The 23,349-nt window shown below is 34.2% G+C and carries 25 protein-coding genes and 1 pseudogene; 8 read left to right on the top strand and 18 right to left on the bottom strand.

Annotated elements, in window-relative coordinates:
- Positions 1–14: 14 nt before the first annotated feature.
- A complete protein-coding gene (locus AC1Q51_RS01295) occupies positions 15–458 on the bottom strand; it encodes a Dps family protein (protein ID WP_000105199.1) in 444 nt (147 codons plus the stop codon).
- 241 nt (positions 459–699) lie between these two features.
- Between AC1Q51_RS01295 and AC1Q51_RS01290 the strand changes: the two genes are divergently transcribed.
- Complete coding sequence (locus AC1Q51_RS01290; protein ID WP_000370207.1) at positions 700–1,740, top strand: YkvI family membrane protein; 1,041 nt, start codon at positions 700–702, stop codon at positions 1,738–1,740.
- Positions 1,741–1,774: 34 nt separating this feature from the next.
- Here AC1Q51_RS01290 and AC1Q51_RS01285 read toward each other — a convergent pair whose 3' ends face one another.
- The 5 genes and pseudogenes from AC1Q51_RS01285 to AC1Q51_RS01265 form a co-directional block, all read right to left on the bottom strand.
- On the bottom strand, positions 1,775–2,140 hold the full coding sequence (locus AC1Q51_RS01285) for a DUF3979 family protein (protein ID WP_000965063.1): 366 nt from the start codon (positions 2,138–2,140) through the stop codon (positions 1,775–1,777).
- Between the two features lie 323 nt (positions 2,141–2,463).
- Complete coding sequence (locus AC1Q51_RS01280) at positions 2,464–2,769, bottom strand: hypothetical protein (RefSeq protein WP_000539572.1); 306 nt, start codon at positions 2,767–2,769, stop codon at positions 2,464–2,466.
- A gap of 196 nt (positions 2,770–2,965) precedes the next feature.
- Complete coding sequence (locus AC1Q51_RS01275) at positions 2,966–4,948, bottom strand: methyl-accepting chemotaxis protein (protein ID WP_097821628.1); 1,983 nt, start codon at positions 4,946–4,948, stop codon at positions 2,966–2,968.
- A gap of 201 nt (positions 4,949–5,149) precedes the next feature.
- Positions 5,150–6,199: a ribosome small subunit-dependent GTPase A gene (gene rsgA / locus AC1Q51_RS01270; RefSeq protein ID WP_065228694.1), complete on the bottom strand. Its 1,050-nt coding sequence runs from the start codon at positions 6,197–6,199 to the stop codon at positions 5,150–5,152.
- Positions 6,200–6,381: 182 nt separating this feature from the next.
- Positions 6,382–6,908 (bottom strand): annotated as a pseudogene (locus AC1Q51_RS01265) (DinB family protein).
- A 196-nt stretch (positions 6,909–7,104) separates the two neighbouring features.
- Here AC1Q51_RS01265 and AC1Q51_RS01260 point away from each other — a divergent pair.
- Together AC1Q51_RS01260 and AC1Q51_RS01255 are read left to right on the top strand one after the other, a co-directional pair.
- Positions 7,105–7,452, top strand: coding sequence for a DUF4257 domain-containing protein (locus tag AC1Q51_RS01260; RefSeq protein WP_000426317.1), 348 nt, complete (start codon positions 7,105–7,107; stop codon positions 7,450–7,452).
- Positions 7,453–7,536: 84 nt separating this feature from the next.
- A complete protein-coding gene (locus AC1Q51_RS01255; protein WP_000162602.1) occupies positions 7,537–7,761 on the top strand; it encodes a hypothetical protein in 225 nt (74 codons plus the stop codon).
- Between the two features lie 294 nt (positions 7,762–8,055).
- On the opposite strand, the gene AC1Q51_RS01250 is transcribed toward AC1Q51_RS01255, so the two are convergent.
- Together AC1Q51_RS01250 and AC1Q51_RS01245 are read right to left on the bottom strand one after the other, a co-directional pair.
- A complete protein-coding gene (locus tag AC1Q51_RS01250; protein ID WP_097821626.1) occupies positions 8,056–9,231 on the bottom strand; it encodes an MFS transporter in 1,176 nt (391 codons plus the stop codon).
- Between the two features lie 47 nt (positions 9,232–9,278).
- Entirely contained in the window at positions 9,279–10,214 is a 936-nt protein-coding gene (locus AC1Q51_RS01245; protein WP_097821625.1) for an aldo/keto reductase, read from the bottom strand.
- 106 nt (positions 10,215–10,320) lie between these two features.
- Between AC1Q51_RS01245 and AC1Q51_RS01240 the strand changes: the two genes are divergently transcribed.
- Positions 10,321–10,629 carry an ArsR/SmtB family transcription factor gene (locus AC1Q51_RS01240; protein WP_053564708.1) on the top strand — a complete coding sequence of 103 codons (309 nt, stop codon included), beginning with the start codon at positions 10,321–10,323 and terminating at the stop codon, positions 10,627–10,629.
- 39 nt (positions 10,630–10,668) lie between these two features.
- Here AC1Q51_RS01240 and AC1Q51_RS01235 read toward each other — a convergent pair whose 3' ends face one another.
- The 3 genes from AC1Q51_RS01235 to AC1Q51_RS01225 form a co-directional block, all read right to left on the bottom strand.
- Positions 10,669–11,616, bottom strand: a complete 948-nt coding sequence (locus tag AC1Q51_RS01235) for a S8 family peptidase (protein ID WP_098284416.1) — start codon at positions 11,614–11,616, stop codon at positions 10,669–10,671.
- Positions 11,617–11,891: 275 nt separating this feature from the next.
- Positions 11,892–12,179, bottom strand: coding sequence for an AbrB/MazE/SpoVT family DNA-binding domain-containing protein (locus AC1Q51_RS01230; protein WP_000648324.1), 288 nt, complete (start codon positions 12,177–12,179; stop codon positions 11,892–11,894).
- Between the two features lie 116 nt (positions 12,180–12,295).
- Positions 12,296–14,176: an FtsX-like permease family protein gene (locus AC1Q51_RS01225; protein ID WP_097924388.1), complete on the bottom strand. Its 1,881-nt coding sequence runs from the start codon at positions 14,174–14,176 to the stop codon at positions 12,296–12,298.
- A 274-nt stretch (positions 14,177–14,450) separates the two neighbouring features.
- Here AC1Q51_RS01225 and nadE point away from each other — a divergent pair, with 274 nt between their 5' ends.
- On the top strand, positions 14,451–15,269 hold the full coding sequence (gene nadE, locus AC1Q51_RS01220; protein ID WP_000174904.1) for an NAD(+) synthase: 819 nt from the start codon (positions 14,451–14,453) through the stop codon (positions 15,267–15,269).
- 44 nt (positions 15,270–15,313) lie between these two features.
- On the opposite strand, the gene AC1Q51_RS01215 is transcribed toward nadE, so the two are convergent.
- From AC1Q51_RS01215 to AC1Q51_RS01200, 4 genes are all read right to left on the bottom strand, one after another.
- Positions 15,314–15,775: an NUDIX hydrolase gene (locus tag AC1Q51_RS01215; RefSeq protein ID WP_000024996.1), complete on the bottom strand. Its 462-nt coding sequence runs from the start codon at positions 15,773–15,775 to the stop codon at positions 15,314–15,316.
- Positions 15,776–15,806: 31 nt separating this feature from the next.
- Positions 15,807–16,004: a DUF4083 domain-containing protein gene (locus tag AC1Q51_RS01210; RefSeq protein WP_001048104.1), complete on the bottom strand. Its 198-nt coding sequence runs from the start codon at positions 16,002–16,004 to the stop codon at positions 15,807–15,809.
- A 107-nt stretch (positions 16,005–16,111) separates the two neighbouring features.
- Positions 16,112–17,272 carry a transglutaminase domain-containing protein gene (locus AC1Q51_RS01205; protein WP_000520865.1) on the bottom strand — a complete coding sequence of 387 codons (1,161 nt, stop codon included), beginning with the start codon at positions 17,270–17,272 and terminating at the stop codon, positions 16,112–16,114.
- A gap of 150 nt (positions 17,273–17,422) precedes the next feature.
- Positions 17,423–18,175 (bottom strand): YwqG family protein, encoded by a 753-nt coding sequence (locus AC1Q51_RS01200; RefSeq protein ID WP_090976248.1) that lies wholly within the window; start codon positions 18,173–18,175, stop codon positions 17,423–17,425.
- Positions 18,176–18,393: 218 nt separating this feature from the next.
- Here AC1Q51_RS01200 and AC1Q51_RS01195 point away from each other — a divergent pair, with 218 nt between their 5' ends.
- The gene (locus AC1Q51_RS01195) at positions 18,394–18,534 is read left to right on the top strand and encodes a YjcZ family sporulation protein (protein WP_000540419.1); all 141 of its coding nucleotides are present in this window, start codon (positions 18,394–18,396) and stop codon (positions 18,532–18,534) included.
- Between the two features lie 87 nt (positions 18,535–18,621).
- Complete coding sequence (locus tag AC1Q51_RS01190; protein ID WP_000686807.1) at positions 18,622–19,587, top strand: patatin-like phospholipase family protein; 966 nt, start codon at positions 18,622–18,624, stop codon at positions 19,585–19,587.
- A gap of 107 nt (positions 19,588–19,694) precedes the next feature.
- Here AC1Q51_RS01190 and AC1Q51_RS01185 read toward each other — a convergent pair whose 3' ends face one another.
- Both AC1Q51_RS01185 and AC1Q51_RS01180 read right to left on the bottom strand, forming a co-directional pair.
- Positions 19,695–19,862, bottom strand: coding sequence for a DUF3933 family protein (locus AC1Q51_RS01185; RefSeq protein ID WP_000816390.1), 168 nt, complete (start codon positions 19,860–19,862; stop codon positions 19,695–19,697).
- A 12-nt stretch (positions 19,863–19,874) separates the two neighbouring features.
- Positions 19,875–21,317 carry an aminotransferase-like domain-containing protein gene (locus tag AC1Q51_RS01180; RefSeq protein WP_069355447.1) on the bottom strand — a complete coding sequence of 481 codons (1,443 nt, stop codon included), beginning with the start codon at positions 21,315–21,317 and terminating at the stop codon, positions 19,875–19,877.
- Between the two features lie 118 nt (positions 21,318–21,435).
- On the opposite strand from AC1Q51_RS01180, the gene AC1Q51_RS01175 reads away from it, so the two are divergent.
- Positions 21,436–22,050 (top strand): LysE/ArgO family amino acid transporter, encoded by a 615-nt coding sequence (locus AC1Q51_RS01175; protein WP_001287303.1) that lies wholly within the window; start codon positions 21,436–21,438, stop codon positions 22,048–22,050.
- Between the two features lie 53 nt (positions 22,051–22,103).
- Here the strand turns inward: AC1Q51_RS01175 and bcbE are convergent, their stop codons facing one another.
- The gene (bcbE, locus tag AC1Q51_RS01170) at positions 22,104–23,333 is read right to left on the bottom strand and encodes a bacillibactin exporter BcbE (RefSeq protein ID WP_141241086.1); all 1,230 of its coding nucleotides are present in this window, start codon (positions 23,331–23,333) and stop codon (positions 22,104–22,106) included.
- Positions 23,334–23,349: the final 16 nt, after the last annotated feature.

Below are 23,349 nucleotides of genomic sequence, written 5' to 3'. Positions count from 1 at the left end.
TATATTTTTTATCGTTATTTTAAGAATGCACTTAGCATCCATACATGTTGTTCTAATGTTGTATGAATTGCTAACAGCATGTCAGCTGATGTTTCATCGCCAGCTTCGCCCGCAACTTCCATACCTTCTTTTAATTCTTGAATAAGTGCAGAATAATCATTCACTAATGTTTGCACCATTTCTTCTGCAGATTCTTTGCTTGTCCCTTCGCTGACACTAGATGTTGCGAGATATTCTTTCATTGTCGCTAATGGTTTACCTTCTAAAGCTAAAATACGTTCTGCTAACTCATCAATATACGTTCCAGCTTCATTATAAAACTCTTCAAATTTCTCATGTAATGTAAAGAAGTGTGGCCCTGTCACATACCAGTGATAATTATGTAATTTCACATATAACACATTCCAGTTTGCTACCTGCTTGTTTAATACTTCAACAACATTTGTTTTCGTACTCATACAATCCACTCCTCTTATCATTTTGTAATGTTTATCTTTTAATAACCTAATTACATTTTACCATACATTCCCTTTCCTTTCGAACAATCGGCTTATATGTAACAAAGTTTTAACACCTTTAATACTTCCCTAATATCATTTAATTCATGTATTTTTTCAAACACTTCATACGTCTAATTGTCCAAGCTCATACATATGCATAATAGTACATCAAGCTCATCATAGTAGAAAGAGGGATAACATGGACAATCAACAATGGCAAGTAGCAAAGAAAGTAGCTGCTACTTATATCGGAACTGTCGTTGGAGCTGGATTTGCTACTGGACGAGAAATTGTTGAATTTTTCACAGTGAATGGATTATACGGGACAATTGGCATATGTGTAAGTGGATTTTTTTTTATTTGGCTCGGCACAAAGATGATGTTACTTTCATCACAAATCGGGGCATTTTCAGCGCAAGAATTTAACAAATATTTATTTGGGGATGTATTTGGGAATGTTGTAAACACATTATTATTACTCGTTTTATTCGGTGTAACGAGCGTTATGTTATCAGGGGCTGGTGCAGTATTTGAAGAGCAACTTCGCTTACCAAGACAACTCGGTATTCTCATTACAGTTATCGCTTGTCTCATTATAAGTAGCCGCGGATTACAAGGTGTTTTTGAAGTAAATACACTTGTCGTACCTATTATGATGATTTTTATTATCGGACTTGCTATTACAACCTTTTTTCACGGTACACCTTCCATTAATAACACTATTCCTGCAGAGAGCTGGAATATGAAATGGATTACTAGCCCTATTACATATGTCGCCTTAAATCTTTCTCTCGCCCAAAGTGTTCTCGTCCCATTAGCCAGTGAAGTAAAGGATCGAAAAGCCATTTTTTGGGGTGGGATTTTAGGTGGTGCTGGACTTTCTTTAATTTTATTATGCAGCCATTTAGCAATCTTATCAGTCGATCAATTTTATCAATATAACATCCCAATGGCTGAAGTCATAAGAAGATTTAATGCAACTTTTCACTTCTTCTTCGTTCTCATTATTTTCGGTGAAGTTTTCACAACTTTAGTTGGTAATGTGTTCGGAATGACAAAACAGATGCAATCTATTACTGGGTGGAAAAATCACAATATTATTTTCTTCATTTTACTAATTAGTTATTGCTTTAGTTACATCGGTTACAGTGACTTACTTCATATTCTATATCCTATCATCGGATGGGTAAGTATTGTTATACTTCCAATCATTGCGTTTAAACAACTTCAAAAAACATAAAAAAGCATCCATGTTATTGGATGCTTTTTTATGTTCATTCACAATCATCACATACTTCCCAGTACGGTCCCATTTCTAATGCTAAATACGGCTTTAACTGCAACCGGATCATTCGACTAGGCATGCGCTCTAAAACAAATTGAATACCTTCTTCATCTTCGTCTAATTCAACTTTTGAAATCACAATTCTTTGTATAGTCGTAATGGGAATTCCATCTTTATATAAAGTGATTTTCACCTCATCGTATTCATTAAAATACAATTCGACACTCATTTGATTTTTCAGTATTTCATCAACAATTTTATATGTATCATTTTGTTCTTGGATTATATATTTCCATCCGCCTCTATCTTCTTTCGGAGCTGTTTGAAATAATGTCTCCAAATCCTCGTATAGCATAAGATAACCCCTCTCTTACTAAAAAACGATGAGTATTTTATATACCCTTTATCTCTATCACTATCCATAGCTATTGTACCATATATCACCGTTCTTACCGTATTCATTTGCTTCATAGATACTTATAAAATAACTAATTCTATCTCCATTATTATGTTATATTACCTCATTACTCCATACACTCTTACAAGTTTAAATAGCGTCAGGATTTAATCCATGCAAATATTGTCTACTCTCCGCTTTTATTAGCTCACAGCATTCATACTTTTATATATAGTAAGACTACCACAAATAAAAAAGGAGAGTGACTTATACCACTCCCCTTAAAAGAAATTCCCTATAGCTGCTAAAACTAATACGATTATTAAAATTGCAAATAATAATGAGACAATGAAACTAAAAATAGGTAACGCTTTCTTTTCATTCTTCTTAAATAGTAACTTTAAACTAAGAAAAATATTTACTGGTACAAGTATAAAATAAAAATATTTAACAATTTGTACCGAGCTATTCGAAAGTGTTTTTAATATAAACACTTCAATTAGAAAAACAATAAAAAATGAAATACTTAGCCAAAATGAGACGTAACTAAGCCAAGAATGTCTTTTTGTCCCCCAATACACTCCCATAATACTCTCCTTTTATTTGTATTCTATACGTTAATAATTATACACAAAGCTAACAAATACCTCTATTTTTCGACAAACATTATGCAAAATGCCATTTTAAACGTCATAAAGGAAGTCTACATCCCTATTTGATTTTACACAATAAAACAGACTACCCTCTAGTGGCATAATGCTACTAGGGATAGTCTGTTCTCTATTAAACTTTAAATCTGTCAATTAGTCCTTGTAACTCTTCAGCCATTTGAGATAACGTGCCCGCTGCGGATCCAATTTCCTCCATCGAAGCTAGCTGTTCTTCAGCTGAAGCCGCAACATTTTGTGTGCTTGTTGCATTATTTTGCGCTGTCATTGCAATTTGTCCTACCGAAATAGATACTTCATTTGCCCCTTTTGACATTCCATTAGCCGTTTCAACCATCGTCTTAATTTGATTAGCTATTTCATTTGTAGATTGTAAAATTTCAGCAAAGTTTTGCTTCGTTTCATTTGCGATAACAAGTCCAGATTGAACTTCCTCATTTACATGATTCATAGATTTGACTGTCTTACCCATATCATCTTGTATTTCACATATTAATTTACTAATTTCACTAGAAGATACGCTAGACTGCTCTGCCAATTTACGTACTTCATCTGCAACAATTGCGAAACCTCTTCCATGCTCACCGGCTCTTGCGGCTTCAATCGCCGCATTTAGAGCTAGAAGGTTTGTTTGATCTGCAATATTTTGAATTACTTCTAAAATATCACCAATTTGTTTTGATTTATTATTTAGTAATTGTATAACTGCATCTGATTGTGACACAGATTCTGCAATAGACTGCATCTGGTTTACTGTTCTTCCTACTAGTTTCCCACCATCTTCTGCTTTTTCACGAGTATGTGCAGAAGCCGTATTAATAGATGATGAACTATTTGCTACATGTTGAATTCCTTCCGTTACATCAAACAGTAACATAGCGCCATTTTCTACGCTTGTTGTTTGCGTCGTTGCCCCACTTGATATTTCATCCATTGCGATTGTGATTTGCTCAGTCGCTTCACTTGCTTGCCTTACACTTGCAGTTAGCTCTTCTGATGCCGCTGCAACATGCCCAGCTGAATCGTTAATTCTTCCGATTAACGTCCGTAACGAATTCGTCATCTCATTAAATCCTTTAGCAAGTTGGCCGATTTCATCATTAGAATGAATTTCAATTGTTTGCGTTAAATCCCCCTCACTTATTTCTTTAGAGGTAACAACTAATCTCTTTAAAGGCTTCGTAATTGAAAGTGTTACAAAATAAATAAGTGCTCCACCTATTACTAATGAGATAAGCATAACAATTAACATATTATAAAATACAGGTTGAGCAGCTTCAATTACTTCACTTGAGTACATAGTCCCACCAATTTTCCAACCTGTTTTTACATTTGTAGCAAATACCATATTCTTTTCACTACCGCCATAAGAATATGAAAAAGCACCGTGATTATCTTCATAAATTTTCTTTGCCCAAGAATCAGCCGCTTTTTCCCCTGATTTTTCTTGTGGATGAGCAATTATTTTTTGCTTTCCATCTAAAATGAAGGCATATCCTTTTTTACCAATATTAATTAACTTTGATGTTTTTAATAAATTATCTAAACTTAAATCTAGCGCAACAACCCCATTTTTATCTTCTGTTTGTTTTGCGATTGTTACGACAATATGTCCATTTCCTTTTGCCTTATATGGCTCAGTAACAACAATACCACCTTGTTTTGCAACCGCATCTTTATACCAAGAACGCTCTGTTGGATCATAGTCTGTTGCCATTTGTATATTTGGTTCTTGTACAAATTTTTTATCATTTCCGGCAACATATACTTGTTCAACATCTTTATTTAAATTTATATATTGAGATAACATTTTTCTTAATTCATCCTGATTATCTCCTTGATACATATTCCCCTGAATCACCCGTGCAAAATTATTCACATCATTAAATTTTGCATCAATCATTTGATTGATTAAATTATCCAGTATTTTTATATTGTCGTTGGCACTACTCTTAATTTGCGATTCAAAATTCTTTTTGGCTGTTTGATAAGACATGCCTCCGATAATAGACACAGCCGCAATTAAAATTACAAAGAATGAAATTAATAGCTTTTTTGCTACTTTCATATCACGAAACAAATTTAATAGTTTATCCATTATGAACCTCCTAATTTTCAAATTTAAAAGTTAAATTGAGTTAATTATGAATATTTCCCAATCCCTAATTATTATTTTCATAACCTATTATGATGAATACTTTGTAAAGTTTAAACAATTAAATTCCCTTTGTCTATATATATGAATAATATTATTATAAAATTTACAAATAGAAAAAACCAAAGGGGCACCCTTTGGTTTTTACATTTTTTTATGTTGTTTAGAAAGCTTTTTCCACTTATCACGCTCTGCTCTGGCAAGGATTACATCTTGTTTTCTCATAAAATACGCCAGTTCTCTTTGTAATTTTTTATAGCTTTTCAAACGATCTATCGTAATAAGTCCGTTATCAATTGCACTATGCACCGCGCATCCTGGTTCATTCTCATGCTTACAATCACGAAAACGGCATGTTGTCGCAAGTTTTTCAATATCAGAGAATGTTGTTTGAATCGCTTCGCTTCCTTCCCACAGTTGCAATTCTCTCATGCCGGGAGTATCAATTACGAGAGCGCCACTTGGCAATTGAAATAACTCTCGATGCGTTGTCGTATGCCTCCCCCTACTATCCTCTTCACGTATATCTCCCGTTTTTGCTACCTCAATTCCTATTAGCGCATTTAACAAAGTTGACTTTCCTACCCCTGATGACCCAACTAAAGCAATTGTTTTCCCTGAAGAAACGAATTGTTTCAACGAATCAATACCTGTATGCTCTAAACTATCAACAACGAAAATAGGAACACCAATTGCTATAGCTTCCGTTTCTACAATTTTCCGTTCCACATCATTACATATACTACTCTTTGTTAAAACAATAACTGGCATAGCACCGCTTTCATACGCTAATAATAAATAACGTTCCATCCTTCTAACATTAAAATCATGATTAAGTGCATTCACTAAAAATAAATAATCTACATTTGCTGCTATTACTTGTTCTTCCGTTCGAGTACCAGCCTCTTGTCTAGAAAAAGAGCTTCTTCTCGGAAAAATACGATGAATGATAGCTTTCTTTTCATTCTCTATTTTCTTTATATACACCCAATCACCAACAGCTGGATAATCTCCCTTCGTTACTGCTTCATGCCGAAACTTTCCAGACAGTTCTGCCATATATTCACCATCATTACAAATAATTCGATATATATGCTTATGCTCAAGTAAAATACGCCCTACTTCAAAGTTCTCTACAGCTTGTTCCTCAAAAAAAGAATCCCAGCCATACGATTCTAAAATATTTTGATTCAAATTGATATCCTCCCTAGTTTAAGCTAAGTGGAAGGATAGTGCGCTCACTTATATCGTTTCGCCCTTTCCATCCACCTTTGTATTTGATTTATTATTCATATAAGTTATTTTCGCCATAATACATCACCCCGTTCTTATTTTAATTACTCTCATTATATGGAATTCTCCTATAAAAAGCTACATCATTTAACGTAATTTTCAAATAACTTGTTTTTGAGCATTCTAATTTGTCCTCGGTGACTAATTTCATCTTCTAGCACATGAAACCAAAGATAGTGCTGGTTATATACTACACCGTTAGGCCACTTTCTTTCTGACATGAGCCACTCATTACCTTGTTCACTTAAATACTTCAGAGATTCTTCTCGAACACTTTGTAGAAGTTGTACATAATACTGTATTTCATGACCACAGATTGCTCTACCCGCTTCCCCTAAATACAGTGCATCTTCCCATATTTCTAATTCTTCTTTTGTAAAGTCACGATCTTGAAATGAAATAAGCTGATGAACTTTTTCAATAGCTGCTATATGCTTTAATAAGGCGCCAATTGAATTTCCGCTGCTTTGCATAATTAAATCTAATTGCTCAACTGATAAATTTTTTACTTCGCCTAATGTTACAGCTCTCGTATGCTCAAGCAGGCTTACTAATTCCCCTATTTTTTTGTATAACCATCTACACTTCTTATTCGATAATCTATATTCATATCACGCACCCCTTTCTGCATTCATATTATTGTAAAAATGATTCATATAATAGACTGAAATCTATCTAAATTTTCTGTTATAATTAATTTGAATACAAAATATACCCAAACAAACTTTCTCAATATGCTTATATGAAATATTAAAAGGAATCAATATAAAATAATCGAATCTTATTCACTAAAAGGAGTGGATTCGATGGAAATGTATCAATGGCTAACCGCTGTTCTCGTTGGTGGCATTACCGGCTTCGTTTCCCATCTAATCAATAACCAAGGTAAGTTATTGCTTCCACGCCGTTTGAAAACATTTTTTCATTTTGGATTTTTAACTGATATTTTTACTGGTAGCCTAGCCGCACTTCTTGGGCTCGTTTTATTCGATGTCACCGCAATAAAAGAAATTATAAAAGTATCCATTGTAACTGCTATTTCCGGTCAAACTTTTTTACTACATCAAGCTCTTGGTGGCGAACAGGCTAAAAATACGCAAATTGGGAAAGCTGATGAGAAGATTCAAGAAATTGACAAATTATTGCGACGTTAGTGTATACTTTCTTTTAAAATTATTGTTATAATGAGAAATAAATATTTTCTATTGCGTCGTTTGTCAGGAGAAAGGGTGTTTCGTATGACAAAAAAGAAAATAGAAGATTTCTTAACAAACTCCGAAAAAGAGGAACTGCTAGAAAACTATAAATGTTTACGAGAAGCCCGCACAAAAAGCGAAGCTAACTATTTTGGCGAAGCAGTAAACCATCTATTAAATAAAGCAAAACAACGAATTATTAAAGATGCAGGTATACATGATGAAAATGCTGCAACTGTTCAATCAAAGAGAAAAGCACTGTTTTAGCTACATTAGCTAAAACAGTGCTTTTTATTACAACATTTTTCACATTACTTTCACATCTATTTCACAATTATAAGTACTCCTATATGTTAAACTAGGTATATCCTTTTCCGAGGAGCTATATGCCGATATATAAACCCCTATCTATATAGGGGTTTTTTATTTTCCCATAATTTTATTACAAATCCTTTTCAATCATACAGCTCAACGACGAATTATTAAAAATACAGCAACTATGCAATCAAAAAGCACCTTTTTAACTTATCCTAAAAAATTGTTTTTTGATTTACTAAAACTTTATGATGCAATTCCTTTTTCATTATCTTTACTAATGTGTTCACCTTTTCTAAGCAGAAATAAAGCTACAACATATAATAACGCTGTAAAGCTACCTACTAGTATAAAATTGTGAGATGTTGCAAATAACATTCCTGCTATTACCGCACCAATCATTTGGCCAATGTACATCGAGGCGTTAGCAAGGGCAGCACCTGTTCCCCGTGCTATAGTAGACATGTTTTGTAAATGTCCCATCATTAATACAAACAAAATTCCTGTCACAAAAAATAAAACAAAGAAAAAGAATTCAACAAAAATAAGATTCTTTAAATAGGGAAGTATTACATATAACACTGCCGTAAATACAATTCCACCATAGAAAGAAAGATTGTATCCAATTTTATTTACAAGTCTAGGGCCAAAAATATTACCAGCTAAATTTCCTAATCCTAGTACAAGCATAGCCGTACCTACTTCATGAACCTGTAAGCCAAATTGAATGGAAAGCCATACACCAAAAAATGAAAATGCAGCAAAATTTCCGGTTTGAAAAACAAAGTATGCAAAATAAGAAAGTGAAACCTTTGAATCTGTAAGTAATTGTTTATAACGCTGTAAAATCACTTTTTTATTTCCATCTATATGAACCGACTGTATTTCTGGTAATACAACATAAATAAGAATAACAAGTAGTGCTGATAATATACCAATGAAATAGAATGGGATTGTATAATGTATCGTTGCTAAATAAGCTCCCAGTGGCAGCCCTAAAATTTGAGAGATTGATAACCCTGCTGTTGCAACCCCAATTGCTTTCACAATTTGCTTTTTCTCTATAAGGAGCGGAATGGATGCCCACACTTGTGGAGATACAAAAGCTGCACTTACACCTGCTAAAAATCTAAATGTTAGCATCCATAAAAAACTCGGTGCAATTCCACACAAAAACGTACTTATTGCAAAAAAACTCATACCTAGTACCATCACTTTTTTTCTGTTTAATCCATCTGATATAGGACCAGCAATAAGCGCAAATCCAGCATACCCTAAAGCATACGAACTCACCATCCATCCTGACAACTCGGTTGAAACATGATACACCTGTTGTAATGTCGGCAACAGTGGTGAAATTAAGAAAGTGTCTGTACCGATCATAAACATTATCGTGAAAAATACAGCTAGTACTCTATTCATTTAGACCTTCTCCTTATATAAACAGAGGGTACTATCCCTCTGTTTCACTAATCTTCTAAAATAGATTGGATTTCTTTCATGACTCTTTCATTCAATGAAACGTCTACCGCTTTCACACTTTCTCTTATTTGCTCTGCCCGCTTTCCACCAGGTATAACTGTATCAATTCCTTCTTTATTTAATAACCATGCTAACGCTAAATGAGACACTTCAATATCATTTTCTTTAGCTAGCCCTTTTAACTTTTCCACTTTCTTAAAATTACTCTTATATGTATTTTCTTCAAATAGATTTACATTTTGGCGCCAATCGACTTCGTTCAATTTAAAATCTTCTGTATATTTCCCACCTAATATTCCAAAAGCAAGAGGCCCATATGGAATAAATGAAATACCCGCTTCTATACAATACGGCAACAGTTCTTCCTCTGCCGTACGTTCTAACACATTGTACGGAGATTGTACAACATCTATATGACCATGTTGGTTCGCTTCTTTTAATTGTTCTATGTTTACGTTCGATATTCCAATTGAACGAATTTTCCCTTCTTCTTTTAAACGAGTAAGCTCTCCGATTGAATCTATGTAACTTGTTTCAGGATTTGTAAAATGTAAATAATATAAATCAATATAATCAGTCTGTAATCTTCTTAAGCTATTCTCCACAGCATTTCTTAAATAACTTGGTTCATTGTTAATATAAGTTTCTCCATTTAACAACGGTTGAATTCCACCTTTTGTAGCAAGTATAAACTCATGACGTTTTCCCTTTAATACTTCTCCTACTAATTCCTCTGATCTACCAAAACCATATGAATCTGCTGTATCAAAAAATGTAATCCCTTGCTGAATAGCTTCTTCTACTAATTGCTTTCCCTCTTCTTCATTCACATCAGCATATAAATTATGTCCCCCTACTGCATTTGTACCTAAACCCAACTTTGAAATATTTAGTCCTGCCTTTTGCAATTTTGTATACTTCATTTTTTCTCCCCCTATATTTCTATTGTTCGAATATATTCGAACAATAGAAATATATCACTTTATATGTTATAGTGCAAATATCTTAACTTATACAAGTAGGTGAAATATGCGTACACTCTATCATCCAAATCGAGAAGAAATTCAATTTTCTTCTGTCTTATATGCACTTAGCGATCAAATTCGTTTACAAATTGTAAATATGTTACTAGAGAAAAGTGAACAATCTTGTGGTGCTTTAAACATCCCTATTGCGAAATCAACTTTATCTCACCATTTCAAAGTTTTACGTGAGTCAGGTGTTATGTACACGCGCCTTGAAGGAACACAACGTTTCATTTCAATTCGTGAAGAAGATTTAAATGCTAGATTCCCAGGTTTGTTACAAGTTGTATTACATGCGACAAAGCCATATTAAAAAACATCTCATATTCATATGAGATGTTTTTTAATATGGCTATTCTTTTAATAAATCTATTAATCCATTCCCTTCAGATGTACGTTCGTACCCTAAAGGTACAGTTCTTTTAATAAGTTGTGCATATACTTCCGGCTCTGATAACTTTCGACCGTATTCTTTCTCACACTGTTTAATGAGCAAGGCGAGCGCCCCAGCAATATGCGGCGTCGCCATGGAAGTTCCACTTAACACGGCATATTTCCCATCTGGATACGTAGATAATATTTCATCACCTGGCGCTACTAGATCAATTTCTTGATTTGAATTACTAAAACATGCAATCTTCCGCTCTAAATTAACAGCACCAACTTCAATTACCTCAGAGTAAGCACCTGGGAAATCTAATTCCTCTGTTTCATCATCGCAATCTCCATTATTTCCAGCAGCACATACAACGAGAACATCCTGCTTTACCGCATTTTGAATTGCTTCATGTAATTCTGGAACATCTTGCGGACCACCAAGTGACATTGAAATAATTCTCACTTTCTCTTGATTCGGCCCTCTCCAATTTACAGCATAATGAATTGCCTCAATAATTTGCTCATAACTTCCAGAACCATCTCCCGCTAAAACTTTTAATACTAACATTTTAGCAAGTGGTGCAACTCCTAATACACCGACACCATTTTCAGTCGCGGCAATCGTCCCCGCTACATGAGTACCATGTCCGTTATTATCAAGATACACATTTGGATCAGCTTCATAATCTTTTGTGAAATTTCTTCCGTCGATAATACGATCTTTTAAATCCATATGATTAGTATCACACCCTGTATCTAATACGGCAACGACTACATCTTGCCCCTTCACACTCTTTTCCCATACTTGCGGAGCGTGAATCATTTGTACACCTGGTGGAATTTCATTTACTTGTTCTACCACCTTATTTACGGTAAACGGAATCAATTGTATACCTTTTTGTTTATTCACTGTACTACTCATCGTAATCCCTCCTGAAAATGTATTATTTTCATTTCAGACCACTTTTGAATACGTGTAAATGTAACATTCGTTTTATTCTTTTTGTTTTCCTTCTTTTCAAATATTTCTCAACATCATTTACTAACTCTATACTACTTTTTTATTTTCCCTATGATTTGTAGGAAGTAACACCCCATGTCGTTCAACTACTAACCAAAATAAGAGAACCAATTAATGGTCCTCTTACAGTCTTTTAAAAGAATGATATGTAATTTGAAAAATAATATAAATTAAGACTAAACCTCACTCTTGTTTAAAAACTTTTCTATCTCTTTTACTAAATATTCCGCTCCCTCTATCCCAACAGTAATATTTCCATTTGCTAATGATATGTTCTGTTCTGAAACATCACCTGTGATTTGGCAAGCATTGTAAGGTTGATATTTTTGTAAAATGATTTTATCTGCTTCTACAAAAATTTCAAGCGGTGATTTGATTTGTATTCCCAATACATCGCGTAATTCTTTAGGGATAACAATTCGTCCTAATTCGTCTACTTTTCGAATAACTCCTGTTGCTTTCATATTTCTCCCCCCCTTACTCTATATTAATTTTTTCACCTCGCTTTTTCCATTTTATCACTTTTTGGCAATACTTGCCTCTTTTTAGAAAATTTTGTACTCGAGTTAAAAAAACACATTTAATGCATATGTAATCTCTCTTTCAATTGTTTTACATAACGGGATCTTATAAGTAAGAAGTATACAATTTGAATACCTATGAAAATACTTAATACAACTGTATTTTCTTTAAACAATGAGTACTCAAACATTTGCCCTAACGCAGTTAAGGCTACTGCCCCATGTAATGTTGCAACACCAATTGGAACGAAGAATAAAAGCGCTAATCGAATTGTAACTACCTTCGATAATTCCCCACTCGTCAATCCAACTTTTCGAATCATTTCGAACAAGCGAACATCATCCTCCAAATCGGAGAATAAACGGAAGTAAAGGAAACTTCCTGCGCAAACGAAAAATACTATACCAATAAAGAAACCTACAAATAAAATCGGTCCTGCAATTTGTAAACTTTGGTTTTGTTCGTACTCTTCCGCACTAAACGTTGACTGTTCTTGATACGGTTTAATTTGATGAGTAAGCTCTTTACCAATTTCAATCTCATCTTTCGTTCTTTCAGTTTTATACATATAATCTTTTGTCTCTATAAATCCATCTTGTAATGAATCATATTGATTATTAGAGATTACATAAACATTTCCTCTTAATATTTTCCCCAATGAAGATGAAGTAACTTTTTTCACCTTTAAACTTTCATTCATATTGAGTAAAGTAATTTCTTTTCTTTCTTTCATCGCTGGCCCTGGTATATCAGCTGACAAAAATACAATCTCTTTATTGGCTACAGTATTAAATGGTTCTCCTGTTAACTTTGCATATTCCTTATAATCTGATTCTTTTATAAAAGTGGCGCTTCTTAACGACTGTTCCTCCGTTTTCTTTGTCGAAATATTAGTTTTTGAAGCTGCTATATTATGTTTCTTTAATCCTTTGTCAATCATTTGTATATGTTGTGATTCGTTACTATTCCCTTGCTTAGAATGGTAATGAAACGCAATTGGTCTCTCCATTATCCCTTTCGTCATGGATGCGAAGCCGACTAATGTCCCTATTGCGGAAAATGCTACAGTAGAAATAATGGTTACAATAAAGAACATTCTTGCGTTATCTCTCATGCGATACGCTAAATCTGATAACGTAATAATATTAGTCTGTGTCCAATAGAAACGTTTACTTTTTTTACATAATCGAATAATAAAGACACTCAGCTGCTTGTACAACAAATACGTCCCAATAATAACTACCGTTGTAACAGGAATCATCATAATAAATACCATTGCGCCATGCGATAGAAGAGCTCCTACATAGCCAGCACTAAGCAATACTACTGCTAATATTGAAGAAATGATTGATGCTTTCGGTTCCGGTTTTGCCTCTGCTGACCCTCTAAACAACTTCATAATTTTATTTTTACGAATCATTCCTGCACTAAACAATGATATGATCATAAATAATATGAAAAACATAATACTTGTTACAACAATTGCTTTCATCGGTATGTAATAGGATAAGGATATATCTAGTTTTAATATCATCGGGGCGACAAATAGTAATACCCCTGAAAATAACATACCTGAAAGAATACCAAAAATAATTGCCCCTATTCCAATCATAATATTTTCAAAAAAGATAAGACGCTTTAATTGATATTTCGTCATACCTAGCATCATTAAAATTCCTAGCTCACGCTTTCTCGTTTTTAAAAACATTCCCATCGAATACAAAATAAAGAAGAATGTAAATAAGTAAATAATAGACTGTGCAAAAGACATACTTACGAATACGTACTGACCCAATTCTCCTGCACTTAATGCCGGATGAAACGCAAAAAATGAATACACAAAAAAGGCCATAATAGCAAATGCACTACTCAAAAAATAGGCTGAGTATGTCCGTCTATTTCGCGTTACATTCCGATATGCGAGTTCTCTAATGTTCATATTACTTCTCCGCCCTTCTTTCTACTAACTATGTTTTTATATTAGTAAAGTACGGAAATACCTTCCATCGATTCAAATGACAAAAACCTTACAGTTTTGAAAGGTTTAAAAAAATTGCTTATACGTAGTACTTTATTTATAATGACTACATTCGTATTCATACACACATCCTATTGTATATTCGTTAGTTTTGCGAAATAATAAAGGATAGAAGTATGTACCATTATACATATAAACTTATTTACCGCTTTAATATGAATAGGAGGAAAACATAATGACATTACAAGAACAGATTATGAAAGCATTACATGTTCAGCCTGTAATTGATCCAAAAGTTGAAATTCGTAAACGAGTTGATTTCTTAAAAGATTATGTAAAAAAAACAGGTGCAAAAGGATTTGTACTTGGTATTAGCGGCGGTCAAGACTCTACATTAGCAGGACGCTTAGCACAACTTGCAGTTGAAGAAATTCGTAACGAAGGTGGTAATGTAACGTTTATCGCCGTACGTCTTCCTTATAAAGTACAAAAAGATGAAGATGATGCACAATTAGCATTACAATTCATTCAAGCAGATCAATCTGTTGCATTTGATATTGCTTCAACTGTTGATGCTTTTTCAAATCAATATGAAAACTTATTGGGTGAATCATTAACAGATTTCAATAAAGGTAACGTGAAAGCACGTATCCGTATGGTTACTCAATATGCAATTGGTGGACAAAAAGGGCTTCTTGTTATCGGAACAGATCACGCTGCAGAAGCTGTAACAGGGTTCTTTACAAAATTCGGAGATGGTGGTGCAGATTTATTACCATTAACGGGATTAACGAAGCGCCAAGGACGTGCATTATTACAAGAGTTAGGTGCAGACGAGCGACTTTACTTAAAAATGCCAACAGCTGATTTATTAGATGAAAAACCAGGTCAAGCTGACGAAACAGAGTTAGGTATTACTTATGATCAATTAGATGATTATTTAGAAGGTAAAGCAGTTCCAGCTGACGTTGCAGAGAAAATTGAAAAACGTTACACAGTGAGTGAGCATAAAAGACAAGTACCAGCGTCAATGTTTGATGATTGGTGGAAATAAAACATAAAAAAGAAGCTAATCTCATTTAGCTTCTTTTTTATATGTTAACGATATACCCCTACTCTTTTCTCCAATAAATCTTGCAGGCAATCTTCATGCTGTTTACAAAATAACGGTGGCATGTCGTCTAACGGGAAAAACTTCAAATCCAACGTTTCATCACCATCTACTTTTTTGTCGCCCCCAACTATTGAGCATGAAAAACACATCACAATTGACTGTGCCTTGTCTCCATTTGGATATGATTGAAAATATTTTGTATACACTCCAATAAGCTCATTTATTTCTACATCATACCCGGTTTCTTCTTTTATTTCTCGGATTGCAGTTTCCGCAGCCGATTCCCCTATCTCCATTGCGCCACCTGGAAAGCCCCAAGCGTTAAAGTCTCCTCTTTTTTGCAGTAATACTTCTCCTTCTTTATTAAATACACAACCACCGGCAAAGTTTAAGAAAACATAATCATGTCCTACTTTTTCACGTAATTCTTTTATATAATTCGCCATTCTCTTTCCCCTTTTCATACTTCTTCTATCGCTATTTCTTATCTTTTTCAAGCAATTCAATAATTCGATCTAGCTTCTGGTTCATATTAATCACATGGTGTTTCTTTGCAACGCTGCTTTGTAATACTCTTCTAATAAACAAAGTAAATGATATGAAAAACAAAACGATAAGTCCGATTACTAAACAAGTATATATCAATGTGAAAATATTACTTTCGAACAAGTTCATTCAGCATTCACATCCTCTCCTTTTTATTTTATCACATAATTCCCAATATTTTAAAGTGATCAACAAATATAAAAAGAGCATCTTTTACAGATGCTCTTTCTCATTGCTTAATACGTAAATGTAATTGTCGCCAATGAATAACCAGCCAATGCACTATAAGGTGCTACTTGATAAGACACACGCTTTGCACCTTTTGGCCAATTTATTTCATTTAATACTTTCTTTATATCTTGCATCGTTCCATCCATGGACTGCTTATATCGTACTTCTACTTTTTCTGGTTTGGCTGCAAACTGTTGCTGCAACTTTTGCTTAAATTCATTATAATTTTCTGCTCCGTATTCTGCAGATAAGTATTGTAAATTTGTTTCTTTTAACATCTGCTCATATACAACAGTTTTTGAGCTACCAGCTTTTATTTTATTTGTTAATTCACCAAAATAACTTGTAGTTGCCGCTGGATATTTGCTACGATCCCATTCATGATCTTTACTTAACTGTTCGTCAGACATATTAAAATATGAGTAAGTTACACGCCCTGCTTTATCTGGTACTGGATCATCAAATGTAGTATCTAGGTGATACCATTTGTTTTCAATGTTCACTAAATTCCACGCGTGAGCTTGTCCATTTCCTGTGCCTGTTACAATATGATTTTGAATACCTGCCTCTTTTAACAACTCATACGTTAATAATGTATATCCTTGGCAAACGGCAGAACGATTCGCTAATGCTTCATATGCTGTATACGCTTGATAAGACGTATCATAAGACACATGCTTCACAACGTAATCGTGAATAGCTTTTACTTTCTCATGCTCATCCATTCCTGGTTTTACAATTGATCCAACAATTGATTTTGCCTGAGCTTTTACATATTGAGTTTGTTCTTTTGATTCACGGTATTTTACTTGCAGTGTAAACGTATAGTCCCCTGGCATTCCTTTAATAGAATATCTAGTAGACGCTACATTATATTTTACATACTCATCAGCATCTACAATTTTATTAAACTCACCATACAATTGATCCATAATATTTCTAGCATTTCTATCTTTTGTTTTATATGTGATTGTAATATTTTCTTCTCGATTATCAATCTGTTTTTTTAATTCTTTTCTGAAATCATCTAATAACTTTACATCTGATTGTGCTGTCACCGTAGTCGGATTTGTAGCTGCATAAGATACAGATGACGCTTGTAAGCCTCCCATTACTATAGTTGAACAAAGTGCGGCAGCTGTCACATACTTACTTGTCTTTCCCATCTTGTCACTCCTTATATTCTATAACTATACGAAAAAGTATCGTATAGTTTCAGAGTATACAATACTTTTTCGTATAGGTCATATGAGATTATGCATATTAACTAATTCACATAAAAAGGTTGTTCTTTTTAAAAGAACAACCTTTTTTCATTAGCATGTTTGTAATACACAGCATGTATTTTCAAAACGTTGATTTTTCAAATCTTCATTACTAATACAGAAATATAGCATCCCTAGTTCTCCCCAAACCATATTACAATTTTTATGATCTGAATCAATTTGGAATAAAAGAGTCATTTGCTGCGGGTCTACTCCCATATATTCTCCTGTCTCATATAACACTTCTTCTTGTACAGAGAATGGCTCACCAAACATTTGATGGTTATCGTAGTTATCTGGAATTAGCTCTTCAAGTAATTGCAAGAAACGATCTGAATCAGCCTCATCTTCAATGAAAAGTTCTGGTAATTTGTATGTCAGTTCAAAAGTAATTGCACACTGGTTATATTTCGCTTGTATTTCATTTTCTCTTCGTAATTGCTCTACAGGAACATCATAATAAAGTACACGCCCAGCTTCTGTTAGATTCACATTTTCTTCAAAATAATTTTCAATACAAAAGAAATACAGCATCCCCGTCTTAGGAAGATTGTGATCCATACCAACGTTTTGTAAATCACTTAAGTTAAATTGTGCGATAAATTGTAGTGGATTTCCCTTATACTTTGGATATTCAAATAAAGCTGGTAAATCAGGAACTCCTCCCATTTTCGAACTACCTATCGCAACAGTTTCCTGCTGCTTTGGCACAACTTTTATACAAGGAAATACAGTATTAATAAGTTCTTCTTTCAAGTGTGTTAGTTCATATTTATCAATTAATACTTCAATTTTTTTATTCATAAATTCTCCTTACATTTACATACTTATTTATATCATAGTACAAAGATTATACTTCATTCTTTACAAAATCAACAAGCCTCTAAAAAACGGGCTTATCCTTCGTACGCGAACAAGTTTAAAAAAGCATACTATACATTGTTCCTACAAACACGATAATTCTTTATTTCTTCCAGTACATTTTCCCCTCGTTCATTTTTAAATATAAGGAGGAATTCCACATGGGTTACGGATATAGTTGCTGTGGTTACGGATACGGTGGCGGCGGTTGTGGTTACGGAGGTTTCGCTTTATTAATCGTTTTATTTATCCTTCTAATCATCATCGGAGCTAGCTGTTGGGGCGGCTTTGTAGGCTGCTAGTAAACTTAAAAACTATTAAAAAAAAGCACGTACAATACGTGCTTTTTTGCCATTTCCAAATCTTTTATTCGAAAGGAAGTATGTTTAATGAAGATTGATGGTGTTTTTGAAGGAGGCGGTGTGCGCGGTATTGCGCATGTCGGGGCAATTTGCGCGTTAGCCGAAAAAGGTTATGAATGGGAACGTGTAGCTGGTACATCGGCTGGTTCGATTATTGCAGCGCTCCTAGCGGCAGGATATTCTTGTTCAGAGTTAAAAACGATTATAACTGATATTGATTATAATAAATTTACGAAAAGAACTTTTATTGATAGAATTCCTTTTATCGGTAAGGGACTAAGTGCATGGACTACTCTAGGTATATACTCTAATGTATTTATAGAAGAATGGATTGAAGAATTACTTCGAAAAAAAGGTGTTCATTTATTTACTGATTTACCAGATCTAAACAAACTCAAAATCATCGCCTCTGATATTAGTAATGGTAAAATGGTTGTCTTTCCTGACGACTTACCAAACTACGGATTTTTAAATTATCGCTTCTCTATCGCTAAAGCGGTAAGAATGAGTAGTACAATCCCCTTCTTCTTTGAACCCGTAAAATGGAGAACTCCAAAATGGAAGCAGCCTTGTTATATGGTTGATGGAGGAATTCTAAGTAATTATCCAATTTGGATCTTCGATTCACCTACCGCTCCTCGCTGGCCGACTTTCGGATTTCATTTTGTAAAAGATGAGATTCAAGCTGACCCTGCTCACTATAACGAGCCTATTTCTATGTTCAAAGGACTATTTAAAACAATGATGCAAGCTCACGATTTACGTCATTTAGATAAGGAATCAAAAGCAAGAACCATTACAATTCCAACAGGAACGATTACAAGTACTAATTTTGAACTGACAAAGGAAGAAAAAGAATGGCTTTACAATTCTGGTTATAACTCTGCTAATAAATTTTTACAAGCTTGGAACTTTAGGCAATATATTGATGAATATAGAAAAGGAAATCAAGACCGAAAGACAAATCGATTTTTTCGTCAACTTGACTCATAATATTATTATTTTGCATACAAAAACGTTTGACAAATTAATAGTAAATAAGCCTAGTAATTTCTTATATTACTAGGCTTATTTACTTCCTATACAATCTCGTACATTGTTTAAGGGTACGATAACCCTTCGGCTTCTTCTGCAGTAATAACTATGTAACGATTTCCCGTTCTTAATCCTAACAGTTCTGCTTTTTCAATTGCTTCTTGCTGGGTCTCCGCATAAGCAGCTAAATATTTTTCTCCATTGATCATTTGGCAAATTACATATTGTTTCATTACTTTCTCCTCTTACTTTTTCATTAGTTGTGCAAGTTTTTTTATACCTATTTCAATTTCTTCTAACGTTGCGTATGAATACGATAGGCGCAAAAATTGATTTGCACTTCTATCATATAAAGTACCTGGGTTTAATAAAACCTTTTCTTGCAGAGCTTTATCAAATAAACTGCGATATGAAATGGGTATTTTTATATGTACCCATATATAAAACCCGCCTGTTGGTTCATGCCAAGTTGCTATTTCACGAAGATATTTATCTAACATTAGTAACATAAAATCTCTTCGTTTTTTCAATTCACTTCTTACAAATCGCAAATGCTCATCATATAGACCATTTGTAAACCACTCTGCTGCAATTTGCTGGGATATAGTGCTTGAACCATAATCTGTTTGCATTTTTATGTCTGACAATCTTTGAATTACTGGCTCGGGTCCAACAATCCATCCAATTCTTAAACCTGGACTAATTACTTTGGACATGCTTCCAATATGTAGTACAATTCCATTTTTATCATAGGCTTTTAAAGGTTTCGAACTAGGTGCATCAAACCATAAGTCTTGATACACTGCGTCCTCTATAATAGGTAATCCAATTTCATTACATACTTCCATTATTTCTTTTCGCTTCTTAGTATTCATACTAAAATTCGTCGGATTATGAAAAGACGGGATCGTATATAAAATAGAGGCATTGAACTGCTTCTTATATTTCTTAATATATGATGTATGTAACCCGCTCTCATCCATTGGGATTCCAATTAAACGTACTCCTGCTGATTGAAAAACATTAAGCGAATATAAATAGGATGGTTTCTCTAATAAGATGGATGCCCCTTTCGAAAGAAGCCCCATAGAAATAAGTTGCAGCGCTTGAATTGCTCCTGAAACAATTAATATAGAGGCAGGAGATACATATACGCCATGCTCCTTTAAGTATTCGGAAATCTTTTCCCTTAAATACAGATTTCCTTTCGGCTCTTCATACCCAAGCGTCACATTTGACTTTAAAAGCTTATTCATAATTTCTTTCATCTTTTTCTCAGGTAAGAGACTCGGCGCGAGCTCACCTGTTCCTAACCGAATTACATGTGGATAAAATTCAGCTTGATTAATCTCTTGAATAGCTGGGAGATTCGGATAATGAACTCCTGTTTCTACATAAGACTGCCAATTAGGCGGGGGTGCGTAAGTTGAAGCATTCTCATTATTATTTACAACAATTGTTCCTTTCCTGCCATTCCCTTCAATATATCCCTTCGCAACTAGTTCATCGAAAGCCATTACAATTGTGCTTCGATTCACACCAAATGTATGGGCCAAATCTCTTTGTGAAGGTAATTTTGTTCCAACGGTCCATTCTCCATTAACAATCCTTTCTTTTATATACGTTTCTATTTGTTTATACAGCGGCGTCGCTAGAGACATATTCGGTTTCCAAACGAATCTTTCCATCATATCACCTTATATTCTTTTTGGTTGGTAACCTCCCCAACCATATGGATGGATACAAATTTTCATTTCTTCTATACAATATACACTATCATAATGAATTAAAATAGGAGGTAATATGATGAGTGAAGCAATTATTCATGGTATCATTCTTGCATTTGGACTTATCATTCCATTAGGTGTACAAAATGTTTTTGTCTTTAACCAAGGCGCTAGCCAACCAAACATTTGGAGGGCAGCCCCTGTAGTATTAACTGCCTCTATATGTGATACGTTACTCATATTGATTGCGGTGCAAGGTGTCTCCCTTGTACTCCTTACTTTTTCTTGGCTAACTAACTCGTTATATATAATTGGATTTTTCTTTCTCCTATATATGGGCTTTGTTATTTGGAGAAGTAACCCTTCCAACGATGTAAAACAAGAAAAAAGTATGCCCTTAAAAAAGCAAATCCTTTTCGCAGCATCAGTTTCGTTATTAAATCCACATGCAATTTTAGACACAATCGGTGTAATTGGAACAAATTCTATTCAATACATAGGAAGTGAAAAATGGGCTTTTACACTTGCAACTATTATCGTTTCTTGGATTTGGTTTATAAGCTTAGCTTTAGCGGGGAAATTTCTAAAAAGACTAGACTCAACCGGAAAGACAATCTTATTATTAAATAAATTTTCTGGTCTCATCATATGGGGTGTCGCGCTTTATATGTTAAAACAAGTTATTTATTCTTAATGAACGAAAGAGAATTGCATGTTACTGAAAACATCATGCAATTCTCTTTCAAATTATGAAGTAGGTTCCGGTTTCTGTTTTACCGTCTTTGCATCTTTTGCTGGTTTAATCCAAATGATTGCTATAACAGCACCAATGGCAGCGAAAATACTTGTCAAATAAAACACTTCATGGTCCGCCCCTTTCATAAAAAAAGAATATAAAGGTGGTCCAGCTGCTACACCGATAAATCGCATTGAACTATAAAAGGACGTAACCGTTCCCCTTTGCTCCTTTTCAATCCCTTGTGTAATGAGAGCATCTAAACATGGGAGTGCCATACCAATTCCTATCCCCATAATAACGAGACAAAGAAGTAGTAAGTAAATCCCTTTTATAAATAAAGGAATGATGACTGATGCAGCTGCCATTAAAAAACCAATATAAATACACTTCTTCATAACATTTTGATTATCTCCAATTTTTTTACCGGCCATATAGGAACTAAGTGACAGTACAAGTAACGGGATAGCAAGCACACACCCTTTCCATATACCATGAATGTCATACTTTGATTCCAGTATAGTCGACAAATAAAAGAGAATTCCGAATAAAATAAGCATAATAATTGCACCTAATGCAAAAATGGCAATTAACCATCTTCCCTTTTCTCGAAACGTAGAGATAATAGATCGAATAAACTCTTTTAGTGGCGGTACTTCCCCTTCTTGTTTTTTTGCCTTTACTAATACCAGCAATAAAACAATTGCTACGACACATAAAACTGGAATCGCCCAAAATGGTAAGAACCATACAATGGCAGCAAGAGCAGATCCTAAAATAGGGCTCAGCACTTTTCCAAATGTATTGGATGTCTCAATGATTCCCAAACCTGTACTAACTTGTTTTTCATCTTTGTATAAATCACCAACACACGGTATAACAACCGGCATTGCACCAGCAGCACCAATACCTTGAATCGCTCTACCGATTAGTATCCAAATGTAGGGATTATCAACTTTCCATGATACCCAACCAGTTATCGCTCCTCCTATAGCCGCAATCAGCAAACTCGGAACCATTACCATCTTTCGTCCCCATCTATCTGATAAATAACCAGCAATCGGTATAAGTAAAATGGCTACGATAGAGTAAATTGTAATAATCATGGATACTTGAAACGATGAAATATGTAATTTCTTTTCAATTGTCGGCAAGATTGGAATGAGCATTGAATTCCCTAATGTCATGACAAGTGGAACTGATGCAAGCGCAATTAAACAACAGTTTTCTTTTTTTAACATGTTGATTTCGGAACCT

Source organism: Bacillus sp. MT94 (assembly GCF_058792475.1).
Note: the sequence above shows the minus strand (reverse complement) of the source record. Positions and strands in the feature narration are given on the sequence as shown.

What these genes read in the sequence shown, in the direction of transcription:
- AC1Q51_RS01295 (WP_000105199.1), bottom strand. Translation starts at nt 458, where the DNA reads ATGAGTACGAAAACAAATGTTGTTGAAGTATTAAACAAGCAGGTAGCA.
- AC1Q51_RS01290 (WP_000370207.1), top strand. Translation starts at nt 700, where the DNA reads ATGGACAATCAACAATGGCAAGTAGCAAAGAAAGTAGCTGCTACTTAT.
- AC1Q51_RS01285 (WP_000965063.1), bottom strand. Translation starts at nt 2,140, where the DNA reads ATGCTATACGAGGATTTGGAGACATTATTTCAAACAGCTCCGAAAGAA.
- AC1Q51_RS01280 (WP_000539572.1), bottom strand. Translation starts at nt 2,769, where the DNA reads ATGGGAGTGTATTGGGGGACAAAAAGACATTCTTGGCTTAGTTACGTC.
- AC1Q51_RS01275 (WP_097821628.1), bottom strand. Translation starts at nt 4,948, where the DNA reads ATGGATAAACTATTAAATTTGTTTCGTGATATGAAAGTAGCAAAAAAG.
- AC1Q51_RS01260 (WP_000426317.1), top strand. Translation starts at nt 7,105, where the DNA reads ATGGAAATGTATCAATGGCTAACCGCTGTTCTCGTTGGTGGCATTACC.
- AC1Q51_RS01255 (WP_000162602.1), top strand. Translation starts at nt 7,537, where the DNA reads ATGACAAAAAAGAAAATAGAAGATTTCTTAACAAACTCCGAAAAAGAG.
- AC1Q51_RS01250 (WP_097821626.1), bottom strand. Translation starts at nt 9,231, where the DNA reads ATGAATAGAGTACTAGCTGTATTTTTCACGATAATGTTTATGATCGGT.
- AC1Q51_RS01245 (WP_097821625.1), bottom strand. Translation starts at nt 10,214, where the DNA reads ATGAAGTATACAAAATTGCAAAAGGCAGGACTAAATATTTCAAAGTTG.
- AC1Q51_RS01240 (WP_053564708.1), top strand. Translation starts at nt 10,321, where the DNA reads ATGCGTACACTCTATCATCCAAATCGAGAAGAAATTCAATTTTCTTCT.
- AC1Q51_RS01235 (WP_098284416.1), bottom strand. Translation starts at nt 11,616, where the DNA reads ATGAGTAGTACAGTGAATAAACAAAAAGGTATACAATTGATTCCGTTT.
- AC1Q51_RS01230 (WP_000648324.1), bottom strand. Translation starts at nt 12,179, where the DNA reads ATGAAAGCAACAGGAGTTATTCGAAAAGTAGACGAATTAGGACGAATT.
- AC1Q51_RS01225 (WP_097924388.1), bottom strand. Translation starts at nt 14,176, where the DNA reads ATGAACATTAGAGAACTCGCATATCGGAATGTAACGCGAAATAGACGG.
- nadE (WP_000174904.1), top strand. Translation starts at nt 14,451, where the DNA reads ATGACATTACAAGAACAGATTATGAAAGCATTACATGTTCAGCCTGTA.
- AC1Q51_RS01215 (WP_000024996.1), bottom strand. Translation starts at nt 15,775, where the DNA reads ATGGCGAATTATATAAAAGAATTACGTGAAAAAGTAGGACATGATTAT.
- AC1Q51_RS01210 (WP_001048104.1), bottom strand. Translation starts at nt 16,004, where the DNA reads ATGAACTTGTTCGAAAGTAATATTTTCACATTGATATATACTTGTTTA.
- AC1Q51_RS01205 (WP_000520865.1), bottom strand. Translation starts at nt 17,272, where the DNA reads ATGGGAAAGACAAGTAAGTATGTGACAGCTGCCGCACTTTGTTCAACT.
- AC1Q51_RS01200 (WP_090976248.1), bottom strand. Translation starts at nt 18,175, where the DNA reads ATGAATAAAAAAATTGAAGTATTAATTGATAAATATGAACTAACACAC.
- AC1Q51_RS01195 (WP_000540419.1), top strand. Translation starts at nt 18,394, where the DNA reads ATGGGTTACGGATATAGTTGCTGTGGTTACGGATACGGTGGCGGCGGT.
- AC1Q51_RS01190 (WP_000686807.1), top strand. Translation starts at nt 18,622, where the DNA reads ATGAAGATTGATGGTGTTTTTGAAGGAGGCGGTGTGCGCGGTATTGCG.
- AC1Q51_RS01185 (WP_000816390.1), bottom strand. Translation starts at nt 19,862, where the DNA reads ATGAAACAATATGTAATTTGCCAAATGATCAATGGAGAAAAATATTTA.
- AC1Q51_RS01180 (WP_069355447.1), bottom strand. Translation starts at nt 21,317, where the DNA reads ATGGAAAGATTCGTTTGGAAACCGAATATGTCTCTAGCGACGCCGCTG.
- AC1Q51_RS01175 (WP_001287303.1), top strand. Translation starts at nt 21,436, where the DNA reads ATGAGTGAAGCAATTATTCATGGTATCATTCTTGCATTTGGACTTATC.
- bcbE (WP_141241086.1), bottom strand. Translation starts at nt 23,333, where the DNA reads ATGTTAAAAAAAGAAAACTGTTGTTTAATTGCGCTTGCATCAGTTCCA.